The sequence below is a fragment of the Candidatus Solirubrobacter pratensis genome, from assembly GCF_000425945.1.
GTDB lineage: Bacteria > Actinomycetota > Thermoleophilia > Solirubrobacterales > Solirubrobacteraceae > Solirubrobacter > Solirubrobacter pratensis.
This window is the reverse complement of record NZ_AUEK01000011.1, coordinates 267,444-293,084: the sequence shown is the minus strand read 5'-3', so window position 1 is coordinate 293,084 and position 25,641 is coordinate 267,444. Positions and strand designations below refer to the sequence as shown.

Sequence of the window (25,641 nt, the reverse complement as noted above, 5' to 3'; positions counted from 1 at the left end):
GGCGCGGTCTCCGCGGCGGGCGTCTCCGCGGGCGCGGGCGTCTCAGCGGCCGCCGCAGGCGCGGTCTCCGCGGCGGGCGTCTCCGCCGGCGCGGGCGTCTCAGCGGCCGCCGCAGGCGCGGTCTCCGCCGCGGGCACGGGCGTCTCAGCGGCCGGCGTCTCCGACTCCGGGGCCTGCGCGGGCTCCGGGGCCGGCGTCTCCGCGGCGGGCTGCGGCGCGGGCGCCTCGGCGGTCTCGCCCGACACGGCGGTCCCCGTGTCCTCGGCGACCGGGCCGTCGGCGACCGGCGCCTCGCCGGCGCTCGGGTCCACGGACGGCGCGTCGACCTTCGGCGTCTCCTCGGCGGTCTCCGCGGCGTCGAGCGCGGGCGCGTCGGCCGCGACCGCGGCCTCGGCGGTCGCCTCCTCGGGCGTCGGAGCAGGCGCCGTATCGCCGTCCCCTTCGGATGCCGTGACGGCGGGAGCTTCAGGCTCGGGCGTCGTCGGGTTGGTGTCGCGGTCCTCGGGGGATGGCGTGTCGGTCATGAGTGGGGACCTCTGGCTGCTGGCTCGTTGGCGCGCGGCGTAGCGCTTTGAGGGCTCACGCGGCGGTGCGCGCATGAAAGGCGTCCGGGCGCGGAGATGCACCGGGAAGCCGCGTGGCCAGCATAGCGGTCCCGGCACCGCCCACTGCCGCTCGTTCAGGGGGGTCCGGCTACTAACGTTCACGCCATGGCGCAAGGCAACGGAGACGTACCGCGTGAGCTCTTCCTCATCGACGGGAACTCGCTCGCGTACAGGGCGTTCTTCGCGCTGCCCGAGTCGATTTCGACGTCCGACGGCAGGCCCACGAACGCGATCTTCGGGTTCGCTTCGATGCTGGTCAAGATCCTCGCGGATTACGGACAGGTTCCGACGATCGTCGTATGGGACGCGGGCATGTCCGGCCGCAAGGAGATCTCCGCCGACTACAAGGCCCAGCGCTCCAGCCGCCCCGACCTCCTGAAGCTCCAGTGGCCGCACCTGCGCCCCCTGGTCGAGGCGTTCGGCTACCGCAACATCAGCGTCGAGGGCTTCGAGGCCGACGACGTGATCGCCGCGCTCACGGAGCAGGCCAAGGAGCGCGGCATCCCGGTGATGGTCGTAACGGGTGACCGCGACGCGTACCAGCTGGTCACCGACGGCGTGCGCATCATGACGACGAGCCGCGGCATCACCGACACGAAGGTCTACGACACGCAGGGCGTGATCGACCGCTACGGCATCGCGCCCGACAAGGTCCCGGACTTCATCGGCCTCAAGGGCGACACGAGCGACAACATCCCCGGCGTCCCGGGCATCGGCGACAAGACCGCCGCCGAGCTGCTGCAGAAGTTCGGCGACCTCGAGGGCGTGCTCGCCAACGTCGAGCAGATCTCGGGCGCCAAGCGCAAGCAGAACCTGATCGAGCACGCCGACGCCGCGCGCCTGTCAAAGCAGCTCGCGACGATGGTGCGCGACGTCCCGATCGACATCGACCTCGAGGTCGAGCTCAACGCCCGGCCCGACCGCGCGAACCTGCGCGCGGTCTTCCGCGACTGGGAACTGCGCGATCCGCTCCGCCGCCTCGAGGAGGCGCTCGAGGCCGCCGAGCTGGAGGCGATCCCTCGCCCGGAGGCGCAGGACACGCTCACGCTCCCGACCAAGGAGGGCAGGCCCGCCGACGTCGCGCGCCTGCACGGCGAGGAGCTCGTCCTGGTCGCCACCCCGCCCGAGGTCCCCGAGGGCGAGCTGCTGCCGCGCGAGCCGAAGTGGCATTTCGCCGCCTATGCCGGCGGCGGCTACGTCCTCAAGGGCGAGATGCAGGACCCGAAGGAGATCGTCGAGGCCGCCGGCGACCGCCCGGTGATCGCGCACGATGCCAAGGCGCTGACCGAGGTCCCCGACAACCTCATCTTCGACACCGAGGTCGCCGCCTACCTGCTCGACCCCGCGCGCCGCGGCTACCCGCTCGACGAGATCGCCGAGGAGCGCGGCATCGCGGTCGAGACCGACGATCCGCTGGCCACTACGGCCGTGCTCGTCAAGCTGGTCGCGGACCGCCAGCGCCCGCAGATCGCCGAGCGCGGCCTGACCGGCCTGCTCAACGACATCGAGCTCCCGCTCGTGCGCGTCCTGCGCGAGACCGAGAAGCGCGGCATCAAGCTCGACACGCCCAAGCTCGAGACCGTCTCGACGCGCATCAAGGCCGACGTCGCGACGCTCGAGCGCGAGATCTGGGATCTCGCGGGCGAGGAGTTCGTGCTCGGGTCGCCGCAGCAGCTCGGGGTGATCCTGTTCGAGAAGCTCGGCCTCTCGCGCAAGCGCCGCGGCAAGACCGGCTACAGCACCGACGCGCGCGTGCTGCAGGCGATCCGCGACGAGCACGAGATCATCCCCAAGATCGAGCGCCACCGCGAGCTCTCCAAGCTCGCGCAGACCTACCTCGACGCGCTGCCGAACTGGGTCGGCGAGGACGGGCGCCTGCACACCACCTTCGAGCAGGTCACGGCCGCCACGGGGCGCCTCTCGAGCGTCAACCCGAACCTCCAGAACATCCCGATCCGCACCGAGACGGGCCGCGAGATCCGCGCCTGCTTCATCGCCGAGCCCGGCAACGTGCTCCTGTCCGTCGACTACTCGCAGGTCGAGCTGCGGGTGCTCGCCCACATCGCCAACGAGCAGGTGCTGCGCGACATCTTCCTGCGCGGCGAGGACGTCCACACCGAGACCGCGTCGGCGGTGTTCGAGCTGCCGCCCGAGCAGTTGGACGTCGGCATGCGCTCCAAGGCCAAGATGGTCAACTACGGGATCGTCTACGGCCTCTCGGCCTACGGGCTCGCGGACCGCCTGCGCATCGCCCAGGAGGAGGCGCAGGAGTTCATCGACCGCTATCTCGAGCGCTTCCCGGCGGTCGCGCAGTTCATGAAGGACGCGGTGACGCAGGCGGAGGAGACCGGCTACGTGAGCACGCTCTTCGGCCGCCGCCGCCAGATCCCGGAGATCCGCGCGCGCAACTGGCAGACGCGCAAGCTCGGCGAGCGGCTCGCGGTCAACACCGTCATCCAGGGCACGGCCGCCGACATCATCAAGGTCGCGATGGTGCGCGCGAGCGACGCGCTGGCCGCCGCGAACCTCGACACCCACGTGATCCTGCAGATCCACGACGAGCTGCTGTTCGAGGGCCCGCCGGAGGAGGTCGAGCAGGCGAAGGAGATCGTGACGCGCGAGATGGTCGGCGCGGCAGAGATGGATCCGCCGCTCGCGGTCGACGCGGGCGTCGGCGAGAACTGGCTCGCGGCGAAGTAGAGGATAAGGCGTGCAGCCCCTCCGCCCCACCCCGATCATCCGACCTTGATGGACCGCAACGTCGCCGTCGTCGTCGCGGTGTCGATCGGTGCCGCCGTCGCCGCGCAGGCGCCGCTGAACTCGCGCCTCGGGCACGCCGTCGGCGGCCTGCCGGCGACCTGCGTCGCGCTCGGCGTCTCGTTCGCGGCGCTGCTCATCCTGACCCTGGTGAGCGGCAAGGTCGAAGGGGTCGCCGACGTCGGCACGGCCCCCGCCTGGGCGGTCATCGGCGGCGGGCTGATCGGCGCGCTGTACGTCGGCTCGATCGTCTGGACCGTGCGCGCGCTCGGCGCCGGTGGGCTGACCGCCGCGACCGTCGCGGGCCAGCTCGGCGCCGCGATGCTGATCGACCATCTGGGCTGGTTCGGCGTCGACCGCTCCCCCGTCACGCCCGCCAAGCTCGCCGGCGTCGCGCTGCTCGCCGCAGGGACCTACCTCGTCGTCGCGGAGTAGCTTTCAGGGCAATATGAAGCTGGCGAACGAGTTCACGGTCCCCGCCCCGCTCGAGCAGGCGTGGGCGGTGCTGCTCGACATCGAGCGCGTCGCACCGTGCCTGCCCGGCGCGCAGGTCGAGCCCGGCGGCGAAGGCGGCGAGTACACCGGCATGATGACGATCAAGATCGGCCCGATCACGTCGCGCTACAAGGGCACGGTCAAGATCGAGCAGGTCGACGAGACCGGCCGCGTCGCGGTCATGCGCGCGCAGGCCAAGGACGCGCGCGGGCAGGGCACCGCCGCCGCCACGATCACGTCGTCGATGGAGGAGACGCCCGAGGGCACGCGCGTGAAGGTTGAGACCGACATGCGCGTCACGGGCCCGGCGGCGCAGTTCGGCCGCGGCGTGATGCAGGACGTCTCGGCGAAGCTGATGCGTCAGTTCGCCGACTGCCTGGCCTCGGAGATGAGCGCGGCCCCCGCGCCCACCGGCGCCGCCGCCCCCGCCCCCGAGCCGCATCCGGCCCCGGCCGCGGAGCCGGCGAACGCCGGTGCGGTGCCGCAGCCCGAGCCCGAGCGGCCGACGCCGAACGTGCTGGACCTCGGCGAGGCGAGCCGCGGAGCGATCCTCAAGCGCGCGCTCCCGCTGGCCGCCGGCCTGGTCGCCGTGTTCGTCGTCCTGCGGTTGATCCGGCGCCGCTGAGCGTGCTCGACGCCGAGATCCAGGCGATCCTCGACGCCATCAACGGGCTGCGCGGCCCGGCCCCCGAGAACGTCCCCGTCGAGCAGGCGCGGGCGGCGCACGACAGTGAGACGGCGCAGCTCGCGGGGGAGGGGCCCGAGGTCGCGACCGAGGACGCCGAGCTCGCCGGCGTGCGCGCCCGGATCTATCGCCCCGAGAACGCGCGCGGAACGGTCGCGTACTTCCACGGCGGCGGCTGGGTCGTGGGCAACGCGGCGTCGACGGAGGCGGTCTGCCGCACGCTCGCGCTCGCGTCGGGCGCGGTGGTGGCGAACGTCGACTACCGGCTCGCGCCCGAGCACCCGTTCCCCGCAGCGCTCGAAGACGCGCTCGCCGCGACGCGTGCGCTCAGGGCCGACGTCGTCGCCGGCGATTCGGCCGGCGGCAACCTCGCCGCGGTCGTGGCGCAGAAGCTCCGCGGCGAGCTGAAGCTGCAGGTGCTGATCTACCCGGTCACCGACGCGGGCGTGAACACGCCGAGCTACCGCGAGTTCGCCGAGGGCTACGGCCTGACCGCGGCGGGCATGAAGCGCTTCTGGGAGCTCTACCTCGACGGCGCCGACGGCACGCTCCCCGACGCTTCGCCGCTGCGCCAGGACGATCTCGCGGGCGTCGCGCCCGCCTACATCGTGCTCGCAGAGAGCGACGTGCTGCGCGACGAGGGCAAGGCGTACGCGAAGGCGCTCGAGCGCGCGGGCGTGCCCGTCACGCTCGTCGACGCCGCAGGGACGATCCACGGCTTCTGGCGCTGGCAGCGCGCCTCCGCGGCCGCCCGCTCCGCCGCCCAGGAGGCCGGCGCAGCGGTGCGCGCCGCCTTGGAGGCTTGAGCCGGTCGAGGTTGGACATCCGGACGCCGGCGGTGGAGTACCGTCACGGCATGGCCACCCACACGACCACGACCGCGTTCTGGCACCCCTTCGCCGACATGGCCGCGGTAAGCCGGCAGGAGCTCCTGATCGAGCGTGGGGAGGGCGTCTACGTCTTCGATGCCGAAGGACGCCGCTACCTCGACGGCACCGCCTCGCTCTGGTACGCGAACCTCGGCCACGGCCGGGCTGAGATCGCCGACGCCGTGGCGGCGCAGATGAAGCGCCTGGAGGCCTATTCGACGTTCGGCGAGTTCTCCAACCGGCCGGCCAACGAGCTCTGCGCCGCGCTGGCGGCGCGTGCGCCGATGGAGGACGCGCGCGTGTTCCTCGGCTCCGGCGGCGGCGACGCGATCGACACCGCGGCGAAGATCGCCCGGCGCCACTTCGTCCTGCGCGGCCAGCCCGAGCGCGTGCACCTGATCTCGCGGACGCAGGGCTATCACGGGACGCACGGCTTCGGCACGTCGATCGGCGGGATCGAGGCCAACACGAGCAACTGGGGCCCGCTGGTCCCCGGCACCTCCTCGGTGCCGTACGACTCGCTGCCGGCGCTCGAGGAGGAGATCCGGCGCGTCGGCCCAGATCGCGTGGCGGCCTTCTTCTGCGAGCCGGTGATCGGCGCCGGCGGCGTGCTGCCGCCGCCCGACGGCTACATCGAGGGCGTCGCCGACCTATGCGCCGAGCACGGCATCCTGCTCGTGATCGACGCCGTGATCTGCGCCTTCGGCCGCCTCGGCACGTGGTTCGGGATCGAGCGCTGGGAGGACGTCAAGCCGGACATGATCACGTTCGCCAAGGGCGTGACGTCCGGCTACCTGCCGCTGGGCGGCGTGATCGCCTCCAACGAGGTCGCGGCGCCGTTCTTCACGGAGCCCGGCGGCCCGATCCTCCGCCACGGCGCGACCTACGCCGGCCACCCGACGTGCTGCGCCGCCGGTCTCGCGACGATCGAGCTGTACGAGCGCGAGGACGTCATCCCGCGCGGGCGGCTGCTCGAGGGTCCGCTTCGCGACGCGCTGGCGCCGCTCGCCGATCACCCGGCGGTGGGCGAGATCCGCTCCGGCACCGGCCTGCTCGCGGCCGTCGCGCTGTCCGACGAGGCGATCGCGAACGACGCGGGCGCCGTGGCGAAGCTGGTCGCGGGCGCACGCGAGGCGGGCGTGATCGTGCGGCCGCTGCTCGGCGCCGTGGCCATCTCCCCGCCGCTCGTGATCGAGCAGGAGCACATCGACGAGATCGCCACCGCGGTGCGCACGGGCCTCGACGCGCTGTAACGGCATCCGCGGAGATCCGCGCCGGCGGCGCCACCCCTACGCCGCGACCGCGGCGACAGCCCGCGCCGCCGGCGGCGACGGCACGGCGTACGACGGCGGGGCGATGTCGAGGTAGTGCCTGAACGCCCACTCGCTCACCCGCCGGCGCGTGAAGAACCGCGTCACGCCGTCCAGCGGCCGCCCGTGCAGGTGCCGGATCGACTGCTGCGCCGCGTACATGCACTCGAACGCGAACCTGTGCGAGGCGGAGAACGCGCCGTAGGAGGCCAGCGCCTCGTCGCGCGTCGAGCGCCCGTCGAGCACGGCGCGCAGCTCGCGCCCGCAGGCGATCCCGAAGTAGAACGCCATCCGGATCCCCTCGGCGGTCAACGGCAGGCAATGGCCCGCCGAGTCGCCCGCGAAGAAGACGCCGTCCTCGGCGGCCGGCCGCAGCCGGTGCGGGATCCAGTTGCCCTGGTAGCCGTCGGGCGATGCATCCACGTCGTCGACCAGCCGCAGCGTCGGCTGCTTGACCGGGTCGTGCGGATCGAACGAGCCGACGCCGATCCGCAGCTCATCCAGAGCCGGAAACGACCAGCCGTACCCCGCGTCGACGTAGCGGGGATCGATCCACAGCTCGAGGTCCGCGCCTAGCCCATTCGGGTGAACTTCCAATCCCCGCGAGAGCGCCGCCTCCGGCGGCTGGACGTTCGCCCCCGGACCCAGCACGCGCCGCCAGCCGAGCGCGTCCACGATCAGCCCGGCCGTGACGTCGCCGCGATCCGTGTGCACGGTGGTCCCGGTGCGTCCCTCGACCTTCGCCGTGTCGAACACGGCATCGCCGGACTGCTCGAACAGCCCCTCGCACAGCGATGGGTAATCGAACGTCGAGAACGTCCAGGGCAAGGTCCAGCGCGCCTTAGCGACCTGCGGCGTGTGCACGAGAAGCGACCCGAACGTCTGCCGGATCGACGCCTCCACGCCCATGTTGCGCAGCCACTCGGTCGGCGCCGCGCAGGCCGAGGTCTGCCGCTCGCCGATCTCGTAGCGGTCCAGCACCAACACGCGCGCGCCCGTCGCGCGCAGCTCGCGCGCGACCGTCAGGCCGGCGAAGGAAGCGCCGCAGATCAGCACGTCGGCGTCGGCTCCGGGTAGGAAGGGAGGGCGGGCGGCGCCGCGTTTCGTCGCTCGGACCGGCATGGATCGCTAGAGTATCCGCCGCTAATGGAAGCCACGCTCACCCCCCCTGCCATCCCCGACGCCCGAGTCGTCGAGGGCTCCGATGGGATGCTCCTCGAGATCGACGGCCGCATTGTCCCCAACTACGACGCCACGATCGTCCCCTTCGAAGAAGGAGACGTCGTCACCGGCAAGGTGGTGCGCATCGACAAGGACGAGGTCCTCGTCGACATCGGCTACAAGAGCGAAGGGGTAATCCCCAACAACGAGCTTTCGATCCGGAAGTCGGTCGATCCGAATGAGGAGGTGGAGCTCGGCGAGGAGGTCGACGCTCTCGTCCTCACCAAGGAGGACCAGGACGGCCGGCTGATCCTGTCCAAGAAGCGCGCCCGCTTCGAGCGCGCCTGGCGCAAGATCGAGGCCGCCGCCGACTCCGGCGAGCCGGTCAACGGCGCGGTCATCGAGGTCGTCAAGGGCGGCCTGATCGTCGATCTCGGGGTGCGCGGCTTCCTGCCCGCCTCGCTGGTCGACATCCGCCGCGTCCCGAACCTGGACGAGTACCTGGGCCAGACCATCCAGACGAAGGTCATAGAGCTCAACCGCAGCCGCAACAACGTGGTCCTCAGCCGCCGCGCGGTGCTGGAGGAGGAGCGCAAGGAGCAGCGCCAGGCCATCCTGGAGCGCCTGCAGCCGGGCCTGATCATCGAGGGCCAGATCTCCAACATCGTCGACTTCGGCGCGTTCGTCGACCTCGACGGCATCGACGGCCTGATCCACATCTCCGAGCTCAGCTGGTCGCACGTCAACCACCCGAGCGAGGTGCTGACGATCGGCGAGACCGTCGAGGTCAAGGTGCTCGACATCGACCGCGACCGCCAGCGCATCTCCCTGGGCCTCAAGCAGACCCAGGAAGACCCGTGGCAGCGTGTCGTCGACACCTACCACGTCGGTGACGAGCTCGAGGGCACGGTCACCAAGGTCGTCGCGTTCGGCGCGTTCGTCGAGATCCTCGAGGGCGTCGAAGGCCTCGTGCACATCTCCGAGCTCGCCCAGCAGCACGTCGAGAACCCGCGCGAGATCGTCCAGCCGGGCGACGAGGTGAAGGTCAAGATCCTCGAGATCGACTCCGAGCGCCGCCGGCTCTCGCTCTCGATCAAGCGGGTGGAGGGCCAGATCCTGCCGCGCCGCAGCGTCGAGGGTCTGTCCGACGCGGGCGACCTCGAGGACATGCCTGAGCTTGGCCTGTCGGAGGACGTCTTCGCCGAGGGCGCGACCGCCGCGCCGCCGGCCGAGGAGCTCGAGGCGACCGCCGAGGAGCCCGAGGCGCCCGCTGAGGAGCCCGAGGCGCCCGCTGAGGAGCCCGAGGCGCCCGCTGAGGAGCCCGAGGCTGCCGCCGAGGCGCCGGAGCCCGAGGTGGCCCCGGAGCCGGAGGCTCCCGAAGAGGAGTGACCGCGCCGCCGTTCGTCGGCCTGACGGGCGGTATCGGCGCGGGGAAGTCCGAAGCGCTCGCCGCGCTCGCCCGCCTGGGCGCGGCGACGATCTCCACCGACGCCGTCGTGCACGCGCTCTACGAGGAGCCGGAGGTGCGCGACGCCGTCGTGGAGCGCTGGGGCCCGGAGGTCGCCCCGGACGGCAAGGTCGACCGCTCGGCGGTCGCCAAGGCGGCCTTCGCGACGCCCGAGGACCGCGCGTGGCTCGAGCAGTTGCTGTGGCCGCGGGTCGGCCAGAAGGTCCAGGAATGGCGCGAGACCGCCGGCGGACGCGCGCTCGTCGTCGAGACGCCGTTGTTGTTCGAAGCCGGACTCGAGGGCAACTACGACGCGACGATCGCGATCGTCGCCGAGGAAAGTGTCCGCAAGGAGCGGGCTGCGGCTCGTGGGCATGCGTCGCTGGACGAGCGGACCGCCCGCCAGCTCAGTCAAGATGAGAAAGCCCGCCGGGCGACCTACGCTATTGAGAACTCCGGCACGCTCGAGCAACTGGAGCAGGAGCTGTCGGGGGTCCTTGCGAAGCTGACGAGATGAGCGCGCGCACCGCCACCGCACGCACGACGACCGGCCGTTCCCGCCGTCGGCCGTCGCGAGCGCGCAGGCGCCAGGTGCTGCGCCGCAGGCTGACGCTCGTCGCCGGGTTCGCGCTCACGGTCGTCGCCGTGCTCAGCCTCGTCCACCCGGTGGACAAGGCGGTGCAGGAGATCCAGCTCCCGCTGCGCCATGAGGACATCATCCGCCAGCAGGCGCTGGAGAAGAACGTCGATCCGTCGTTGATCGCGGCCGTCATCTACACCGAGTCGCACTTCCGCGACCAGACGTCCAACGCCGGCGCCAAGGGCCTGATGCAGCTGATGCCGGACACGGCCGACTACATCGCGCGCAAGTCCGGCGGCACGCGCTTCGAGCGAGAGGATCTCGCCACGCCGCAGATCAACATCTCCTACGGCACGTGGTACCTGCGCTACCTGCTGACCAAGTACCACGGCAACACCGTGCTGACCCTCGCGGCCTACAACGCCGGCGAGGGCAAGGTGGACGAGTGGTGGCGCAAGGCGTCCGACAAGGGGGAGACCTTCAACGTCGCCGAGCACATCCCGTTCCCGGAGACGCGCAACTACGTGCATCGCGTCCTCTCCGCCCGCACCGAGTACCGGCGCACCTACGCGCCGGAGCTCGGACTCTGAGGCGGATCGCGCAGGGGGGCGAGTCTCCCGCCGGTCGAAGATGCGAAATGCCCTGATCACAGGCGTCGGGCGCCCGAACGGGATCGGCTACGCCGTCGCCCTTCGCCTGGCCGCCGGCGGCCACCGGCTCGCCCTGCACGCGCACGAGGAGGACGCCCCGCGGCTCGAAGGCGCGGTCCACATCCGCGCGGACTTCATCGACCCCGCGGCGCCGGAGCGGGTCGTGGCCGAGGCCGCCGACGCGCTCGGGCACCTCGACGTGCTGGTCGTCAACCACGCGCGCTCGGTCAACCAGGGCCTCGGCGAGCTCGACGCCGCCGAGATCGACGCCGCGCTGGCGGTCAACGTGCGCGCGTCGCTGCTGCTCGTGGAGGCCTTCGAGAAGCGCCACGACGGCCGCCCGGGCGGGCGGATCGTGATGATGACCTCCGGTCAGCACCGCGGGCCGATGCCCGGCGAGCTGCCCTACATCGCGGGCAAGGGCGCCCTGCACCAGCTCACGCCGAGCCTCGCGGCCGCCGTTGCGCCGAAGCGCATCACGGTCAACACCGTCGACCCGGGCGCCACGGACACGGGCTGGCCGACGCGGGAGATCCGCGAGTGGGTGCTCGAGCGCCAGCCGTTCGGCCGCTGGGGTCAACCGGAGGACGCCGCGCGCCTGATCGCCTTCCTGTGCTCGGAGGACGCCGCGTGGGTGACCGGTCAAGTGATCACGTCAGCGGGCGGGGGACCGTGACCTGATCCGGGTTGGGCTTCTTCGGTGACTTCGGCGACGGGAGCTGCCGGACGGTGGGGCGAAATCGGAACATGCCCTTCTCGACGTCGCGGCCGCCGCCGTTGTTCCCCGGCTGTTACGCTCGTGTAACAGTTATGGCCACCGACCCGCACATCCTCGCCGCCGCCCGCCAAGCGATCGAGCGCCACGGCTGGCGCGAGGCGACGCTCGAGCGGATCGCCGGCGAGGCCGGGCTCTCGCGGATGACGCTGCACCGCCGCGGCGTCACCCGCGAGGCGGTCCTTGCGGGCCTCGCGCATGCGCTCGAGACCGACTACCGACGCGCCATGTGGCCCGCCCTCACCGGCCCCGGCACGGCCCGCGAGCGCCTCGAGCAGGCGCTCGACGCGCTCTGCGACGTCTGCGACGCGAACGTCGAGCTGCTCGCCGCGCTCGGGGAGTCCACCCGCCGGGGCATCTTCCACGACGAAGGCGACGCGGTGCTGACCCGCAGCGTCTTCACCGAGCCGGTCGAGCGGATCCTGCGCGACGGCGCCGCCGACGGGACGCTGCGCGGGGTCCAGGACCCCGGCGAGACCGCCACGATCCTCTTCAACCTCGTCAGCCACACGTACCGCCACCTGCGCCGCGGGCACGGCTGGCCGCCGGAGCGCGCCCGCCGCGGAGTCCTGCAGCTCGCGCTGGACGGGATCACGACGTGAGCATCCCGGAAGCGATGCTCGAAGCGACCGCAGGCGGCGGTCGCCGCCCGTGAGCTCCGCGCTCGATCGCCGCGGGCTCGCCGCGCTGGCGTCCGGGCACGCGGCCGCGGACCTCTGCCAGGGCTCGATCCCGGCGCTGATCCCGTTCCTGATCTCCGAGCGCGGCTACTCCTACGGCGCGGCCGGCGTCCTGCTGCTGGCGGTCACCGTCGGCTCATCGATCGTCCAGCCGCTGTTCGGCGCGGTCAGCGACCGCCTTTCGCTGTGGTGGCTGATGCCGGTGGGCGTCGCGCTCGCCGCGGCCGGCATCGCGGGCACGGGCCTCGCGACGAGCTTCGCGCTCACGACCGTCGCGGTCGGCGTCGGCGGCCTCGGCGTCGCGGCGTTCCACCCGGAGGGCGCGCGCTACGCGAACTACGCGTCGGGCCCCCGGCGCGGCACGGGCATGAGCCTGTTCTCGGTCGGCGGCAACGCCGGCTTCGCGCTCGCTCCGATCCTGGTCACGCCGGCCGTCCTCGCGCTCGGCCTGCACGGGACGCTGGTCGTCGCCATCCTCCCGGCGCTCGCCGCGCTGATCCTCGCGCTCGAGGTGCCCCACCTGCGCAGCCGCACGGCCGAGGTCGCGCGCCGCGGCCGTGAGCAGCTCGCGCAGGGTCGCGACGAATGGGGCGCGTTCGGCCGTCTGACCGCCGCCGTGTCGGTCCGCTCCGGCGTCTACTTCGGGCTGCAGTCGTTCGTGCCGGTGTGGTTCATCCACCACTTCGGCACGTCGGACGCGGCCGGCAACGGCGCGTTGACGGCGATGCTCGTGGCCGGCGCCCTCGGCACGCTCGTCGGCGGCCGGATGGTCGACCGGATCGGCCGCCGCCGCGTGCTCGTCGGCTCGATGGCACTCCAGCTGCCGCTGCTGGTGCTGGCATCGCGCTCGCGCTGACGCTGCCGGAGACGACACGACGCGCCGTAGTCGCCGTAAGATCGGTTGCGTGACGCAACCGATTACTGACGCGGGGGAGCGGACCCGAACCTTCACTTGGTCGGACCCGCTCGCCACCGCGACCGCCGTCCGCGACCTTCCCGGACTCGATGCGATCCGCATGGTCGCCGCGGGCGAGCTCCCGCCGCCGCCGATCGCGGAGCTGCTCGGCATGTCGATCACCCACGTGGACCGCGGGCACGTCGTGTTCGCGCTCGAGCCGGCGGAGTGGATGTACAACCCGATCGGTTCCGTCCACGGAGGCGTGGCGGCGACGATCCTCGACTCGTCGCTGGGCTGCGCCGTGCACACGACGCTCGACGCGGGCGTCGGCTACGCGACCTCCGATCTCCAGGTCCGCTACGTGCGCGCGCTGTCGTCGACGTCCGGCCGCGTGCTCGCCGAGAGCCGCGTCGTGCATTCGGGGCGCCGGCTCGCGACGGCCGAGGGACGCCTGTTCGGCGAGGCCGACGGCACGCTGTTCGCGCACGCGTCGACGAGCTGCCTGATCCTGGGCTAGCCCGGCCGCCGCGGCGGAAGCGGCCGCCGGCGGCGCCGCGCCTGGTCGTGGTCCGGCGGCTCGGGCGGGGGAGGGGGCGGCTCGGGCTCGCTGTGACGCGCGCGCATCGCCTCTTCGCGCTCGCGGTCCTCGGCGCGGCCGATCGCCAGGAACGTCAGCGAGACCGCGACGACGCACGCCACCCCGATCAGCGCGAACGCGGCCGCCTGCGTGGCCGTCGACCCGCCGCCCGCGATCAGGACCACGATCCCCGCCACGAGCAGGGCGAGCGGAGCTGCTGCCTGGCGCATCATCCCCCAAGACCCTATGTGAGAACGCCGCCGATGTCAGGACCGGCATGGTGGCGGCGGCGCGCCATCTCGCGGTTCCACCCGCGCTCGTTCGCCGACGCCGACGGCCGGGCGGAGGACGAGGCCCCAGGCCTCGTCCTGCGCCCGGCGAGGGCGTCCTGCTCAGCCCTTGACCGCGCCGGCGGTGAGGCCGGCGACGATCCGCTTCTGGAAGAGCAGGACCAGGATGATCAGCGGGATCGAGATCACGACCGACGCCGCGGACTGCGTGCCCAGCGGCACCTCGAACTCCGAGGAGCCGGTGAACTGCGAGATCGCGACCGGCACGGTGCGCGCCGTCGTCGACGACGTCAGCGTGGTGGCGAGCAGGAACTCGTTCCACGCCGCGATGAACGTCAGGATCGCGGTCGTCGCCAGGCCGGGCGCCGCGAGCGGCACCACGACCTTGCGGAACGCCTCGAAGTTCGTCGCGCCGTCGACGAGCGCCGCCTCCTCGAGGTCCTTCGGGATCTCGCGGAAGAAGCTGACGAGGATGTAGATCGAGAGCGGCAGCGCGAACGTCAGATACGGGATGATCAGGCCGATCAGCGTGTTGTAGAGGCCGATGTTCGACCACAGCCGGAACAGCGGCGCGGCGATCGCGATCTGCGGGAACGTCGTGATCGAGAGCACGATGCCGAGCAGCAGGAACTTCCCGTTCATCCGCAGCCGCGCGAGCGCGTAGGCGGCGAACGAGCCCACGATCACGCCGATGAACGTGGTCGTGAGGCTCACGATCGCGCTGTTTGCCAGCGCGCGTGTGAAGCTCGAGTTCTGGAAGATCGACGTGTAGTTGTCGAGCGACGGGTGCGGCGGGATGAGGTCCGACGAGGACAGGTCCGGGCCCGTCTTGAGGCTGATGTTGACCAGCCAGTAGAACGGCAGCAGGCAGAACACGACGATCCCGAACACGCATACCCACAGCCACCAGGGTGTGCTGGGGCCCTTCACGGCCTGCTTGCGCGTGGCGGTCGTGTCCGCCGTGGTGGCCTGCGGGACGGTGGTGGCAGCCATCTCCTACTCCTCCGTCATCCCGCGCAGGTTGCCGCCGACGAGGCGGATGTACAGGAAGGCGACGATCATGACCAGGATGAAGGTCAAGATGGCTATCGCCGAACCGGGTCCGTAGAGCCGGTTCTCCTGGAATGTTCGCTGTGCGAGCAGCGACAGCGTGGTGGTGCCGTTGGCGCCGTTGGTCAGCACCTTCGGTAGGTCGAACGCCCTGAGCGCGTCCATCGTGCGGAAGATCAGGGCCACGAGCAGCGCCGGGGTCAGCAGCGGCAGCGTGATGCGCACGAAGCGCTGCCACGCCGTCGCCCCGTCGACCTTTGCCGCCTCGTAGATGTCCGACGGGATCACCTGCAATCCCGCGAGCAGCAGCAGCGCCATGAACGGCGCCGTCTTCCACGTGTCGGCGAGGATCATGACGATCAGCGCCTGCGGCTCCTGCCCGAGCCAGACGGTGCTGCCGCCCAGCAGCGTGTTCACGAAGCCCAGGTTGGGGTCGAAGATCGTCTTCCACATGATCGCGGTGACGACCGTCAGGACCGCCCACGGCACGAGGACGACCGTGCGCAGCACCCCCTGGCCCTTGAAGGCCTCCTTCATGGCCATCGCCATCCCGAGCCCGATGATCGTCTCCAGGAACACGGACGCGACGGTGAAGATCACCGTCACGCGCGTGGCGTCCCAGAACTCCGAGCTCGTGAGCGCTTCCTTGTAGTTGCCGAGGCCGGCCGGCGACGCCCAGCGCGACAGACCGGCCGTGATGAGGCTGTACTGATGCAGGGACACCCAGACGCCGTAGATGACCGGGTAGAGCGCCACCAGGGCGATCAGCGCCATGCTGGGCGCCACCATCAGCGTGGCCAGGCGGCGCTCCGGGATGCCCCGGGAGCGCCGCCGCGCCGGTACGGAACCGGCTGTTGCAGGGGCCGCGGCCATAGCGTTAGAAGGTCGCCAACGCCTTGTTGATCTGCCCGTCGGCGGCCTTCATCGCGTCAGCGGGCGAGACCTTGCCGGACAGCGCCGCGTTGACGTTGTTGTAGATCGCCTGCGAGATCTGCGGATACACCGGCGAGACCGGCCGGGCCTGCGCCTGCGCCACCGACTGCTTGAGCTCGGACGCGAACGCGTACTTCTTCTGGACGGCCGGGTCGTCGTAGACCGACGCCAGCGTCGGTGCGAGCGAGTAGTCCGTGAACTCGGTCTTCTGCACCTTGGGGGAGATGAAGAAGTCGGTCAGCTTCAGCGCCGCGCCAGGGTTCTTGGAGTACGCCGAGATGACGAAGTTGTGGCCACCGAGGATGGCCGCCTTGCCGGCGCCCTCGAACTGCGGGAACGGCATGACCTTGAACTTGCCCGCGACCTTGGTGCCCTTCTTCTCCCCGAGGCTGTAGGCGTAGGGCCAGTTGCGCATGAACGTCGCCTTGCCGCTCTCGAAGTAGCGGCGCGACTCCTCCTCCATGTAGGTCGTGACGCCGTTGGCGGCGATTCCGCCCTTGACGCCGTCGACCATGAACTGCAGCGCCTTGACGTTGGCCGGCGAGTTGATCTCGGACTTCTTGCCGTCGTCGGAGAGCACCTTGCCGCCCGCCGCGAACGCGAGCTCGAGGAAGTCGCAGGTCAGGCCCTCATACGGCGCGCCCTGATAGACGATGCCGTCGTTGGCCTTGGCCTCCTGGTAGACCTGCTGCCAGGTCGTCGGCGGCGTCTTGACCTGATCGTCGCGGTAGTAGAGGAACGCGGCGTCGGTCTGCTGCGGGACGCCCCACAGCTTGCCGGCGTAGTCGACGGTCTTCAGCGTCGCCGGGATCAGCTCCGACTTCTTGCTCTGCAGGTACGGCGTCATGTCGTACAGCCACTTCTGCGACGCGAACTCCGCCGTCCAGATGACGTCCGAGTAGAAGACGTCGCATTCGCCCGACTTGGCCTCCTGGCGCTGCACGAACTGCGCCCGTTGCTCGTCGGCCGAGGTCGAGAACTCGAGCAGCTTGGCGGTGATGCCCGGGTTCTGGGCGTTGAACTGCTTCACGAGGGCGGTCTTGTCGCCGGACGTGTCCTTGCCCATGCAGAGGGTCACGTTGCCCTTGGCGCCGTTCATCGAGTTGACGTCGATCGCCTTCGCGCCCTCGATCTTGGCGGTTTGGCCACCGCCGCCGCCTCCGCCGCCGCCGCCTCCTCCTCCTCCAGTTGAGTTGTTGTCGCTGCCACATGCGGCGACGATGCCGCCGCCCATCAGGGCTGCGGCGAGAACTGCTGCAAGACGTCTGGACACGAGCTCCCCCTCGTCCGTTTACGCCGATGCCATCCTGGCTATGAAACCGCGGCGGCTTCCTGCCGCCGCCATCTGGTTACGCGTGCCCGGACTCTTACCCCGGGACGCGGTGGTTGAACGCCTTACAAGGCGTAGATCGAGGCGGCAGGTGCGGCGCGGTGCGCCGCCCATCGCCTCCATGAGCAGCCGTGCGCCTTGCGCGCCGCTGCTCTCCAACGGCTGTGCGACGGTCGTCAAGCCCACGTACCGTGCGAGGTCGACGTCGTCGAAGCCGATCACCGAAAGATCTCCTGGGACGTCCACCGAGGCCGCGTCGGCGGCCTCGAGCACGCCGACGGCCTGCAGGTCGGACCCGGCGAAGATCGCCGTCGGCGGATCGTCGAGCGCCAGCAGGCGCGCGGCCAGCGAGCGGGCGTGCTCGCGGTCGTGCGGGCCGCGGCGGACGATCAGCCGCCCGCCCGCCTCGGCGACCGCGGCGGCCGCGCCGACGCGGCGGCGGGCACTCGACTGGAAGGCCCACGGGCTCTCCTCGTCGTCGCCGACGAACGCGATCCGGCGGTGGCCGAGCTCGAGCAGGTGCTCGACGGCGAGCCGGCCGCCGGCCGTGTCGTCGATCGCGACGCTCGGCAGCTCAGGGTGCTCGAAGTCGACCAGCGCGACGGCGATGCCCGCCGTGCGCAGGCGCGCGAGGTCGGACTCCGACGGGCACATCGAGACGCACAGCAGGCCGTCGATCCTGCCGCCGACCGGCAGCCGGGCGAAGCGGTCGGGCTGGGCGAGGTCGAACAGGATGAGCTGGTAGCCGCCCTCGGAGATCGCGCGCGAGACGCCACGCAGGCGCTCGACGGCCGAGGGCTGGGTGAAGAAGGGAGTGACGACCCCGACGGTGCGGGTGCGGCCGGTCGAAAGCGCCCGGGCCGCCGCGCTGGGCTCGTATCCGAGCTCGTCGATCACCGCGCGCACCCTGCGGCGGGTCGTCTCGGACACGGCCGGTGAACCGTTCAGGACCCGCGACACCGTCGCGACGCCTACGCCCGCACGGCTCGCAACCTCTGCGATCGTCACCTTCAAGCGGTCTCTCCTCCATAGCCCGAATGGGCCTTGGAACCGCTTCCATCGTTTCACATGGCGTGGACGGACGTCAACGCCCAACCGTGCTGGGCGCCCCGGCGCTACCTGATCGCGCGGCTGGGGCGCCTCGCGACACGTCCAGACCGCGACTGCCATCCTCGGGCCGATGGACGACGACGTGCCGGGTCTGCGGTCTGTTCTCTCGCGCGAGGGATGGCCGTACGCGTCGTCGGACTCGGTCGAGCCCGGCGATCCTGGCCGCTTCCACGCGCTGTTCGGGCGCGACTCGCTGATCACGTCGCTGCAGCTGCTGCCGGTGCGTCCCGACGTCGCCCGCGCGACCCTCGGCGCGCTGGCGCGCCGGCAGGGAAGACGCGAGGACCCGGGCACGCAGGAGGCGCCGGGGAAGATCGGGCACGAGTTCCGCGACGCGCCGCCGGAGTCGTTTCTCGCGTCGGGCTGGCCCGGCCGCGGCGAGTTCTCCTACTACGGCACGGCCGACGCCACGTCGTGGTTCCTCGTCGTCGCCGGCGCGCTCGGCGACCCGTCGGTCCCCGGCTGGCGCGAGGCCGCCGGGTGGCTCACCGGCGAGCTGGAGCGCGGGGGAGGGCTCCTGCGCCATTCGCCGGGCGCCTTCGAGGGCGGCCTCACGCAGCAGGGCTGGCGCGACACGATCGACGGCGGCAACGGCGGCGGCATCGCGCGCCCGGACGGGACGCCGGCGGAGCCGCCGCTCGCGGACGCCGACACGCAGGCGGTCACGGTCGCGGCGCTGCGCGCGGCCGCCAGGCTTAGCGGCGACGACGCGTGGGCGTGGCGCGCCGAGGAGCTGCGCGCCGCGGTGACCGCGGCCTTCGGCCCGGAGGTGATGGCGATCGAGGGCACGCCCGCGGCGCCGCCGCCGGGGCAGGTCGTCAGCTCGGCCGGCACCCCCGTGCCCGGCGCGGGCTCGCAGCTCGGCTGGCTGCTGTGGGCGGATGCGCTCGAGCCCGCCGCCGTCGACGCGGTCGCCGACCGCCTCTGCCGGGCCGACATCCTGACCGCGTACGGCCTGCGCACGCTGTCCTCGGACGCGCCGCAGTTCTCCCCGCACGCGTATCACCGCGGGTCGGTCTGGCCCTTCGACTCGTGGCTCGGCTGGGGCGGACTGCGCGCCGCAGGACGCCACGACGCCGCCGAGCGCGTGCGCACCGGCGTGCTCGCCGCGCTGGATCGCCTCGGGCACCACCCCGAGCTGTACGCGGTGACCGACGACCTGGAGCCGCTGCCGATCGCCAACCGCGTCCAGGCGTGGACGGTCGGCGCCCGCTGGGCGCTCGAGCACGAGTGGGACGGCCGCGCATGATCGACGTCCGGGGCCTGCGGATGACCTACGGCGACGTGGAGGCGGTGCGCGGCGTGGACCTCCAGGTCGCCACGGGCGAGGTCGTGGCGCTGCTCGGCCCCAACGGCGCCGGGAAGACGACGACGGTCGAGATCCTCGAGGGCTTCCGCACGCGCACCGGCGGCGAGGTGACCGTGCTCGGAGCGGACCCGGGCGACCCGCCCAAGGGCTGGCGCGAGCGGGTCGGGATCGTGCTGCAGGAGCCGGTCGTCGAGCCGCAGCTGACCGTACGCGAGTGCCTGGCCCAGTACGCCGGCTACTACGCGCGCCCGCGCCCGGTCGAGGAGGTGATGGAGCTCGTCGGCCTGAGCGACCTCGGCGACCGCCGCTGCGGCGCGCTCTCGGGCGGTCAGCAGCGCCGGATCGACGTCGGCCTCGCGCTCGTCGGCGACCCCGAGCTGATCTTCCTCGACGAGCCGACCACGGGCTTCGACCCCTCGGCGCGCCGCGCCGCCTGGCAGATGATCGCCGGGCTGCGCGACCTCGGCACGACGATCGTCCTCACCACGCACTACATGGACGAGGCGGAGCGCCTCGCGGACCGGATCGTCGTGCTGGCGCGCGGGCTGGTGGTCGCCGAGGGGACGCCGGGCTCGCTCGGCGGGCGCGACCGCGAGGCCGCGGTGATCGCGTTCACGTCGCCGTCCGGTACGCCGCTGCCGGCCCGCTTCGGCGCGGCCGAGCGCGACGGCCGCGCCGTCATCCGCGCCGAGCGGCCACTGCCCGTCCTGCGCGCGCTCGCGGACTGGGCCGAGGAGTCGGGCGCCGAGCTCGGCGACCTCGAGGTGCGCCGCCCGACGCTCGAGGACGTCTACCTCCAGCTCGTCGCATGAACGTGCCGTCAGGGAGTCCCTCAGCGCGCTGGAGAGCCCAGAGCCGGGCTTTGCACCAGTTCCGCTACGACCTGCTCGTCTTCTGGCGCAACGGCCAGGCGCGGTTCTTCACCGTGCTGATGCCGCTGATCTTCCTCGTGATCTTCGCCGCCGTGTTCGGCGACAGCACGATCGAGGTGCCCGGCGGCGAGGTGGATCCGAAGCAGTACTACGTGCCGGGCCTCGCGACCCTCGGCATCGTCTCCGCCTCGCTCGTGAACCTCGTCATCACGGTCACCACCCAGCGCGACACCGGCGTGCTCAAGCGCCGCCGCGCGACGCCGGTCGGCGCCTGGGCGCTGATCGCCGGCCGCGCGCTGAGCTGCGTCGCGATCGCGCTGGCGACGGTGGCGATCCTGATCGCCGTGGGGCTGATCCTCTACGGCGTGGACCTGCCCGCGTCGCGGGTCCCCGCGCTGATCCTCGTGGTCGCCGTCGGCTCGCTCTCGTTCTGCTGCCTCGGCTTCGCGCTGGCGGCGGTGATCCGCTCGGCCGACAGCGCGACGCCGGTCGTGCAGGCGATCGTGCTGCCGCTGTACTTCATCTCCGGCGTCTTCGTCCCGTCGGACCAGATCCCGGGCTGGCTGCTGGGCGTCGCCGACGCCTTTCCGATCCGGCATCTCGCGGTCGCGATGGTCGACCTGTTCGCGCCGGACGGATCGCTGCAGCTGGGCCACCTCGCCGTGGTGGTCGCGTGGGGCCTCGCCGGACTGGTCGTCGCGGTGCGGAGGTTCCGCTGGGTCCGTCAGAGCTAGACATCTAACGATTAGAGGTCTAATTTTGTCGCATGCACGCGACACGCCTCCCTTTCGCCGCGCTCGTCCTCGCCATGCTCCCGGCCGTGCTGGATCAGACGATCCTCGCGACCGCGCTGCCGACCGTCGCGCGTGATCTGGGCCGGTTGCAGGACGTCTCGTGGGTCGTCTCCGCCTATGTCGTCGCCGCGACCGCGGCGACGCCGCTGTGGGGCAAGCTCGGCGACCGCCACGGCCGCAAGCGCCTGCTGGAGATCGCGCTCGCCTGGTTCGTGCTCGGCTCGGCGCTGTGCGGCCTCGCCGGCGACATCACCCAGCTGATCCTGCTGCGCGCGCTCCAGGGCGTCGCGGCCGGCGGCCTGATGACGCTCGCGATGGCCTCGGTCGGCGACCTCGTGGCGCCGCGCGAGCGCGGTCGCTACCAGGGCTACATCGCCGCCGCGTTCTCGGCCGCCACCGTCGCCGGCCCGCTCGCCGGCGGGCTGCTCGTCGAGCACGCGGGCTGGCGCTGGGTCTTCTACGTCAACCTTCCGCTCGGCGCCGCCGCCCTGGTCGCGCTCGGCGCCGCGCTTCCCGCCGCGCCCGCGGGGACCGGCTCGCGGCTGGACGCCGCCGGCGCCGCGCTGCTCGCCGGCGCGACGACCGCGTTCATGCTCTTCTGCCTGGATCCGGGCGTCCCGCTCGCCGCCGCGGCGGCCGTACTGGCGGCCGCCTTCGTCGCCCGCGAGCGCCGCGCGGCCGACCCGATCGTCCCGCTCGACATGCTCGCCGCGCCCGCGGTGGGGATCGCGAGCCTGGCGCTGTTCCTGGCGACCGCCTCGCTGTTCTCCGTGACCGTCTTCGTCCCGGTGTTCCTGCAGGTCGCGACCGGCGCGACGCCGACCGAGGCCGGTCTGCTGCTGGTCCCGATGATGCTCGGGACCACCGTCGCGACCGTGCTCTCCGGCCGCGAGATCGCGCGCAGCGGTCGCTACAAGCGCTACCCACTCGCCGGCCTCGGGCTCATGACGGCGGCGCTGCTCGGCCTCGCCGCGGCATCGGGAAGCGGCTCGCGAGCGCTGACCGACGTCTGCCTGCTCGTCTTCGGCTCCGGCTTCGGCCTGGTCACCCAGGTGCTCGTCGTCGCCGTCCAGAACAGCGTCGAGCGCACCCGCCTCGGCACCGCGACGGCCGCCACCGGCTTCTTCCGCGCGCTCGGCGGCGCGGCGGGCGCGGCGGTGCTCGGTGCGGTCTTCGCGGCCCACGACGGCGACGTCGCCGGCGGCGTCCGGATCGTCTTCCTGTGCGCGGCGCCGCTCGCCGCGCTCGCCCTGCTCGTCGTGGCGTGGTTGCCGGAGTACCGGCTGAAGACGAAGATCGTGTAGCTTCCGCCCGCCTGATGACCCGCCCCAAGGACCTGCGCGTCGTGCTCGACGGCGGCGAAGCGGCTCCGGGGCACGCGCGCCGCGTGCTCGCAGACCACCTCGCGTCGCACCTCCCGGCCGGCCTCCTGGGCGATCTGCAGCTGCTGGTGACGGAGATCGTCGCGAACAGCGTCCGCCACGGCGGCGTGGGGGAGGACGGGAAGCTCGACCTGCGCGTGAGCGTCGGCGACCGGCACGTGCGCGTCGAGCTGCGCGACACCGGCATCCAGGCCGACCCGCGGCTGCGAACGCCCGACTTCACCGGCGGCGGCGGCTTCGGGATGGTGCTCGTCTCGCGGATCTCCGAGCGCTGGGGCGTCGAGCACGAGCCGAACGTGGTGATGTGGTTCGAGCTCGCGCTGCCCGCGGCCGAGGCGCCGCAGGCCGCGGGGACCGAGAAGCCGGAGCGCGGCCGCCGGCACGGCCGCGGCGTGGACGGGAGCCTCCTCCGGCTCGCTATTCAGTGGAGTTGAACTCGAGGATCGCGATGCCGAGCATCGCGAGCCCGAGGACGAGCACGACGGCGACCTCGAGCAGGCTCGGCACGCGCCAGCCGAACCAGGTCACGCCCGGGTCCAGCGTCCGCCGCGCCTCCTCGCTCATGTCGAGGTGATTGAAGACGAGCCGGCGCATCGGGTCCACCGCGTAGGTCAGCGGGTCGATCCGGTTGAGGAAGTTCAGCCACGCCGGCAGGTTGGCCACCGGATAGAACGCGCCGGAGATGAAGAACATCGGCGTGACGATCATCTGCATCACGCCCATGAACGACTGCATCTGCTTGATCCGGGCGGCGACCATCACGCCGAACGCGGTGATGCTGAACGCGAGGATGAGCTGCAGCCCGAAGATGCCGAGGATCAGCAGCGGGTCGTAGGGCACGTGCACCGCGCCGGCGAGGGCGATCAGGATCACGCCCTGGAAGCTCGCCACCGTCGCGCCGCCGAGGCACTTGCCGATCACGATCGAGCTGCGCCGCACCGGCGCGACCATCATCTCGCGCAGGAACCCGAACTCGCGGTCCCAGACGATCGACGCCGCGCTGAACATCGCCGTGAACATGACGGCGATGCAGAGGATGCCGGGGTACATGAACGTCTTGAGGTCCACGCCGCCGGTGCTCGCGGCCGACAGCTGCTGCAGTCCGGAGCCGAGGACGAACAGGAACAGCAGCGGCTGGATCAGCGAGGTGACGATCCGCATCCGGTCGCTCTTGAACCGGATCAGCTCCCGCTGCCAGACGATCTTGACCGCGCGGACCTCGCTGCGCCAGCTGCGCGGCGGGACGCGGACCCGTACGACCTCCGAAACGGCGCTCATCGCAAGACCTCCGGGAGCTTCGCCCCCTGGGCGAACGCTCCGAGCGAAACGGTCGCGCAGCGCGAGGCTTCGCCGCTCATCGGCGGCCTCCCGCCATCACCTGCATCACGCGCCGGTTGCGGGCCGTCGCGGTGTTCTCCTCGGCGTCGCGGATCGTGCTGCCGGTGTAGCTCATGAAGACGTCGTCGAGCGTCGGGCGCGAGACGCTGACCGAGCGGATGCCGACGCCGAGCTCGGCGAACAGGCGCGGCACGAACTCCTCGCCGGAGGGCACGAAGAACGTCACGGCGCCCTCGGACAGCGTCGCCTCGAGCTCGAAGCGCTCCGCGAGCGCGGCGATCGCCGCGTCGTCGTCCTCGGTCTGGATCCGCACGCGGTCGGCGCCGACCTCGGCCTTGAGCGCCTCGGGGGTGTCCAGCGCGACGATCAGGCCGTTGTCCATGATCGCGATGCGGTCGCAGAACTCCGCCTCGTCCATGTAGTGCGTGGTCATGAAGATCGTGATCTCCTCGCGCTCCTTGAGCTCGCGGATATAGCGCCAGATCGAGCTGCGCGTCTGCGGATCCAGGCCGATCGTCGGCTCGTCGAGGAACAGCACGCGCGGCGAGTGCATCAGCCCGCGCGCGATCTCCAGGCGCCGGCGCATGCCGCCGGAGAACGTCATCACGCCGCCGTCCTTGCGCTCCCACAGCCCGACCATCCGCAGCACCTGCTCCATCCGCGCGGGCACGAGCGCGGACTCGACGCCGTAGAGCTCGGCGTGCAGGCGCAGGTTCTGCTCGGCCGTCATGTAGCCGTCGAGCGTCTGATCCTGGAAGACCAGGCCGATGTTGCGGCGGACGTCGTCGCGCTCGCTGACGGAGTCGTGGCCCGCCACGTACGCGGCGCCCGAGGTCGGCCGCGCGAGCGTGCAGAGCATGTTGATGGTGGTCGTCTTGCCGGCGCCGTTGGGGCCGAGGAAGCCGAAGACCTCGCCCGTCGCGACCTCGAAGCTGACGCCGCGCACCGCCTCTACGTCACCGAAGGACTTCTTCAGGTCCCGGACTTCGATGGCAGGAATCGTCATGTGGGGGCAAAATGTACAGCGACGGTAAGTTTCTAGCAACCGTATGTAAACTGCCGTCTCATGGAAGGCGGGCTGCGCGAGCGCAAGAAGCAGAAGACGCGCGAGGAGATCTCGGCCGCGGCGATGGCGCTGTTCCGCGAGCGCGGGTTCGACGCCGTCACGGTCGCGGAGATCGCGCGCGCCGCCGAGGTGTCGGAGAAGACGGTGTTCAACTACTTCCCGGCCAAGGAGGACCTCGTCGCCCACCGCGGCGCGGAGCTGACGAAGGCGCTGATCGACGCCGTGCGCGAGCAGCCGCCCGGCGTGTCGGTGATCGTGCCGTTCCGGCAGATGACGGAGGCGCTGCTCGACGCGGTCGAGCGCGAGCCGGTCGAGTCGATCGTCGCCGTCCCGCGGCTGGTCATGGGCTCCCAGACCCTGCGCCAGCGGCTGTACCTCGGCTGGGAGGAGGAGGCCGCCGCGCTGGCGCCGGTGATCGCCGAGCGGGCGGGGCTGGAGCCGGACGACTTCGTCGGGGCGATGATGGCGCGCGTCCTGTCCTGGACGCACCGGCTCATCTTCCGCGCGGCCTTCACCCGGCTGCTCGCGGGCGAGGACCAGGTCGACGTCGCGGCCGCGCTGCGGATCGAGGCCGCGCGGGCGTATGACAGGCTCGAGCGCGGCTTCGGCTAGTGCCGCGATTCGGAAGGTCGCAGGCGCCTTGCGGGCGCCTCGCCGCGCCTGACGCCCGCCGGCGAC

The 25,641-nt window shown here is 71.9% G+C and carries 26 protein-coding genes and 1 pseudogene; 18 read left to right on the top strand and 9 right to left on the bottom strand.

Annotated features, from left to right (window positions below):
* Positions 1-524, bottom strand: a pseudogene (locus H958_RS43615) (hypothetical protein); the annotation flags it as partial.
* 186 nt (positions 525-710) lie between these two features.
* On the opposite strand from H958_RS43615, the gene polA reads away from it, so the two are divergent.
* From polA to H958_RS0118340, 5 genes are read left to right on the top strand one after another with little or no spacing between them, the layout of a single operon-like run.
* Positions 711-3,305: a DNA polymerase I gene (gene polA, locus H958_RS0118360; RefSeq protein WP_037410548.1), complete on the top strand. Its 2,595-nt coding sequence runs from the start codon at positions 711-713 to the stop codon at positions 3,303-3,305.
* 48 nt (positions 3,306-3,353) lie between these two features.
* A complete protein-coding gene (locus tag H958_RS38455) occupies positions 3,354-3,797 on the top strand; it encodes a DMT family transporter (protein WP_051324478.1) in 444 nt (147 codons plus the stop codon).
* Between the two features lie 13 nt (positions 3,798-3,810).
* A complete protein-coding gene (locus H958_RS0118350) occupies positions 3,811-4,482 on the top strand; it encodes an SRPBCC family protein (protein ID WP_028059729.1) in 672 nt (223 codons plus the stop codon).
* Positions 4,483-4,484: 2 nt separating this feature from the next.
* Positions 4,485-5,348 (top strand): alpha/beta hydrolase, encoded by an 864-nt coding sequence (locus tag H958_RS38450; protein WP_051324477.1) that lies wholly within the window; start codon positions 4,485-4,487, stop codon positions 5,346-5,348.
* 50 nt (positions 5,349-5,398) lie between these two features.
* On the top strand, positions 5,399-6,664 hold the full coding sequence (locus H958_RS0118340; RefSeq protein ID WP_028059728.1) for an aminotransferase family protein: 1,266 nt from the start codon (positions 5,399-5,401) through the stop codon (positions 6,662-6,664).
* 36 nt (positions 6,665-6,700) lie between these two features.
* Here H958_RS0118340 and H958_RS38445 read toward each other — a convergent pair whose 3' ends face one another.
* Positions 6,701-7,843 (bottom strand): NAD(P)/FAD-dependent oxidoreductase, encoded by a 1,143-nt coding sequence (locus tag H958_RS38445; protein WP_081686027.1) that lies wholly within the window; start codon positions 7,841-7,843, stop codon positions 6,701-6,703.
* 87 nt (positions 7,844-7,930) lie between these two features.
* Here H958_RS38445 and rpsA point away from each other — a divergent pair, with 87 nt between their 5' ends.
* The 7 genes from rpsA to H958_RS0118300 all read left to right on the top strand — a co-directional run bounded on the left by rpsA (position 7,931) and on the right by H958_RS0118300 (position 13,429).
* The gene (gene rpsA, locus H958_RS38440; protein WP_051324475.1) at positions 7,931-9,271 is read left to right on the top strand and encodes a 30S ribosomal protein S1; all 1,341 of its coding nucleotides are present in this window, start codon (positions 7,931-7,933) and stop codon (positions 9,269-9,271) included.
* A complete protein-coding gene (coaE, locus tag H958_RS0118325) occupies positions 9,268-9,846 on the top strand; it encodes a dephospho-CoA kinase (RefSeq protein WP_028059727.1) in 579 nt (192 codons plus the stop codon). Before rpsA ends, coaE begins: the two co-directional genes overlap by 4 nt.
* Positions 9,843-10,499, top strand: coding sequence for a lytic transglycosylase domain-containing protein (locus H958_RS38435; RefSeq protein ID WP_028059726.1), 657 nt, complete (start codon positions 9,843-9,845; stop codon positions 10,497-10,499). Before coaE ends, H958_RS38435 begins: the two co-directional genes overlap by 4 nt.
* Before the next feature lie 40 nt (positions 10,500-10,539).
* Complete coding sequence (locus H958_RS38430) at positions 10,540-11,235, top strand: SDR family oxidoreductase (protein ID WP_037410546.1); 696 nt, start codon at positions 10,540-10,542, stop codon at positions 11,233-11,235.
* Between the two features lie 134 nt (positions 11,236-11,369).
* Positions 11,370-11,936 carry a TetR/AcrR family transcriptional regulator gene (locus H958_RS0118310; RefSeq protein WP_028059725.1) on the top strand — a complete coding sequence of 189 codons (567 nt, stop codon included), beginning with the start codon at positions 11,370-11,372 and terminating at the stop codon, positions 11,934-11,936.
* 49 nt (positions 11,937-11,985) lie between these two features.
* Positions 11,986-12,870, top strand: a complete 885-nt coding sequence (locus H958_RS38425; RefSeq protein WP_051324474.1) for an MFS transporter — start codon at positions 11,986-11,988, stop codon at positions 12,868-12,870.
* A gap of 49 nt (positions 12,871-12,919) precedes the next feature.
* Positions 12,920-13,429, top strand: coding sequence for a PaaI family thioesterase (locus tag H958_RS0118300; RefSeq protein WP_028059724.1), 510 nt, complete (start codon positions 12,920-12,922; stop codon positions 13,427-13,429).
* Here the strand turns inward: H958_RS0118300 and H958_RS0118295 are convergent.
* The 5 genes from H958_RS0118295 to H958_RS38415 all read right to left on the bottom strand — a co-directional run bounded on the left by H958_RS0118295 (position 13,426) and on the right by H958_RS38415 (position 18,100).
* The gene (locus tag H958_RS0118295; RefSeq protein WP_028059723.1) at positions 13,426-13,722 is read right to left on the bottom strand and encodes a hypothetical protein; all 297 of its coding nucleotides are present in this window, start codon (positions 13,720-13,722) and stop codon (positions 13,426-13,428) included. The two genes, H958_RS0118300 and H958_RS0118295, sit on opposite strands and share 4 nt — an antisense overlap.
* Positions 13,723-13,881: 159 nt before the next feature.
* Complete coding sequence (locus H958_RS0118290; protein WP_028059722.1) at positions 13,882-14,772, bottom strand: carbohydrate ABC transporter permease; 891 nt, start codon at positions 14,770-14,772, stop codon at positions 13,882-13,884.
* Between the two features lie 3 nt (positions 14,773-14,775).
* Entirely contained in the window at positions 14,776-15,603 is an 828-nt protein-coding gene (locus H958_RS0118285; protein WP_196807418.1) for a carbohydrate ABC transporter permease, read from the bottom strand.
* Positions 15,604-15,706: 103 nt separating this feature from the next.
* The gene (locus H958_RS38420; protein WP_156028051.1) at positions 15,707-17,035 is read right to left on the bottom strand and encodes an ABC transporter substrate-binding protein; all 1,329 of its coding nucleotides are present in this window, start codon (positions 17,033-17,035) and stop codon (positions 15,707-15,709) included.
* Between the two features lie 18 nt (positions 17,036-17,053).
* On the bottom strand, positions 17,054-18,100 hold the full coding sequence (locus tag H958_RS38415; RefSeq protein WP_407641157.1) for a LacI family DNA-binding transcriptional regulator: 1,047 nt from the start codon (positions 18,098-18,100) through the stop codon (positions 17,054-17,056).
* 172 nt (positions 18,101-18,272) lie between these two features.
* Here H958_RS38415 and H958_RS0118270 point away from each other — a divergent pair, with 172 nt between their 5' ends.
* The 5 genes from H958_RS0118270 to H958_RS0118250 are packed head-to-tail and all read left to right on the top strand — an operon-like array spanning position 18,273 to position 22,993.
* Positions 18,273-19,451: an amylo-alpha-1,6-glucosidase gene (locus H958_RS0118270; RefSeq protein WP_028059720.1), complete on the top strand. Its 1,179-nt coding sequence runs from the start codon at positions 18,273-18,275 to the stop codon at positions 19,449-19,451.
* Positions 19,448-20,323: an ABC transporter ATP-binding protein gene (locus tag H958_RS0118265; RefSeq protein ID WP_028059719.1), complete on the top strand. Its 876-nt coding sequence runs from the start codon at positions 19,448-19,450 to the stop codon at positions 20,321-20,323. The genes H958_RS0118270 and H958_RS0118265 overlap by 4 nt, the downstream gene beginning before the upstream one ends.
* Before the next feature lie 50 nt (positions 20,324-20,373).
* Positions 20,374-21,117 (top strand): ABC transporter permease, encoded by a 744-nt coding sequence (locus H958_RS0118260; protein WP_051324472.1) that lies wholly within the window; start codon positions 20,374-20,376, stop codon positions 21,115-21,117.
* 32 nt (positions 21,118-21,149) lie between these two features.
* The gene (locus H958_RS38410) at positions 21,150-22,481 is read left to right on the top strand and encodes an MFS transporter (RefSeq protein ID WP_051324471.1); all 1,332 of its coding nucleotides are present in this window, start codon (positions 21,150-21,152) and stop codon (positions 22,479-22,481) included.
* 14 nt (positions 22,482-22,495) lie between these two features.
* Positions 22,496-22,993 (top strand): ATP-binding protein, encoded by a 498-nt coding sequence (locus H958_RS0118250; protein WP_028059717.1) that lies wholly within the window; start codon positions 22,496-22,498, stop codon positions 22,991-22,993.
* On the opposite strand, the gene H958_RS0118245 is transcribed toward H958_RS0118250, so the two are convergent.
* Together H958_RS0118245 and H958_RS0118240 are read right to left on the bottom strand one after the other, a co-directional pair.
* Positions 22,977-23,837 (bottom strand): ABC transporter permease, encoded by an 861-nt coding sequence (locus H958_RS0118245; RefSeq protein WP_028059716.1) that lies wholly within the window; start codon positions 23,835-23,837, stop codon positions 22,977-22,979. The genes H958_RS0118250 and H958_RS0118245 overlap by 17 nt on opposite strands.
* Positions 23,838-23,913: 76 nt before the next feature.
* Entirely contained in the window at positions 23,914-24,903 is a 990-nt protein-coding gene (locus tag H958_RS0118240) for a daunorubicin resistance protein DrrA family ABC transporter ATP-binding protein (protein ID WP_028059715.1), read from the bottom strand.
* A 60-nt stretch (positions 24,904-24,963) separates the two neighbouring features.
* Between H958_RS0118240 and H958_RS38405 the strand changes: the two genes are divergently transcribed.
* Positions 24,964-25,575, top strand: a complete 612-nt coding sequence (locus H958_RS38405; RefSeq protein WP_037410544.1) for a TetR family transcriptional regulator — start codon at positions 24,964-24,966, stop codon at positions 25,573-25,575.
* The last annotated feature ends 66 nt before the right edge of the window (positions 25,576-25,641 follow it).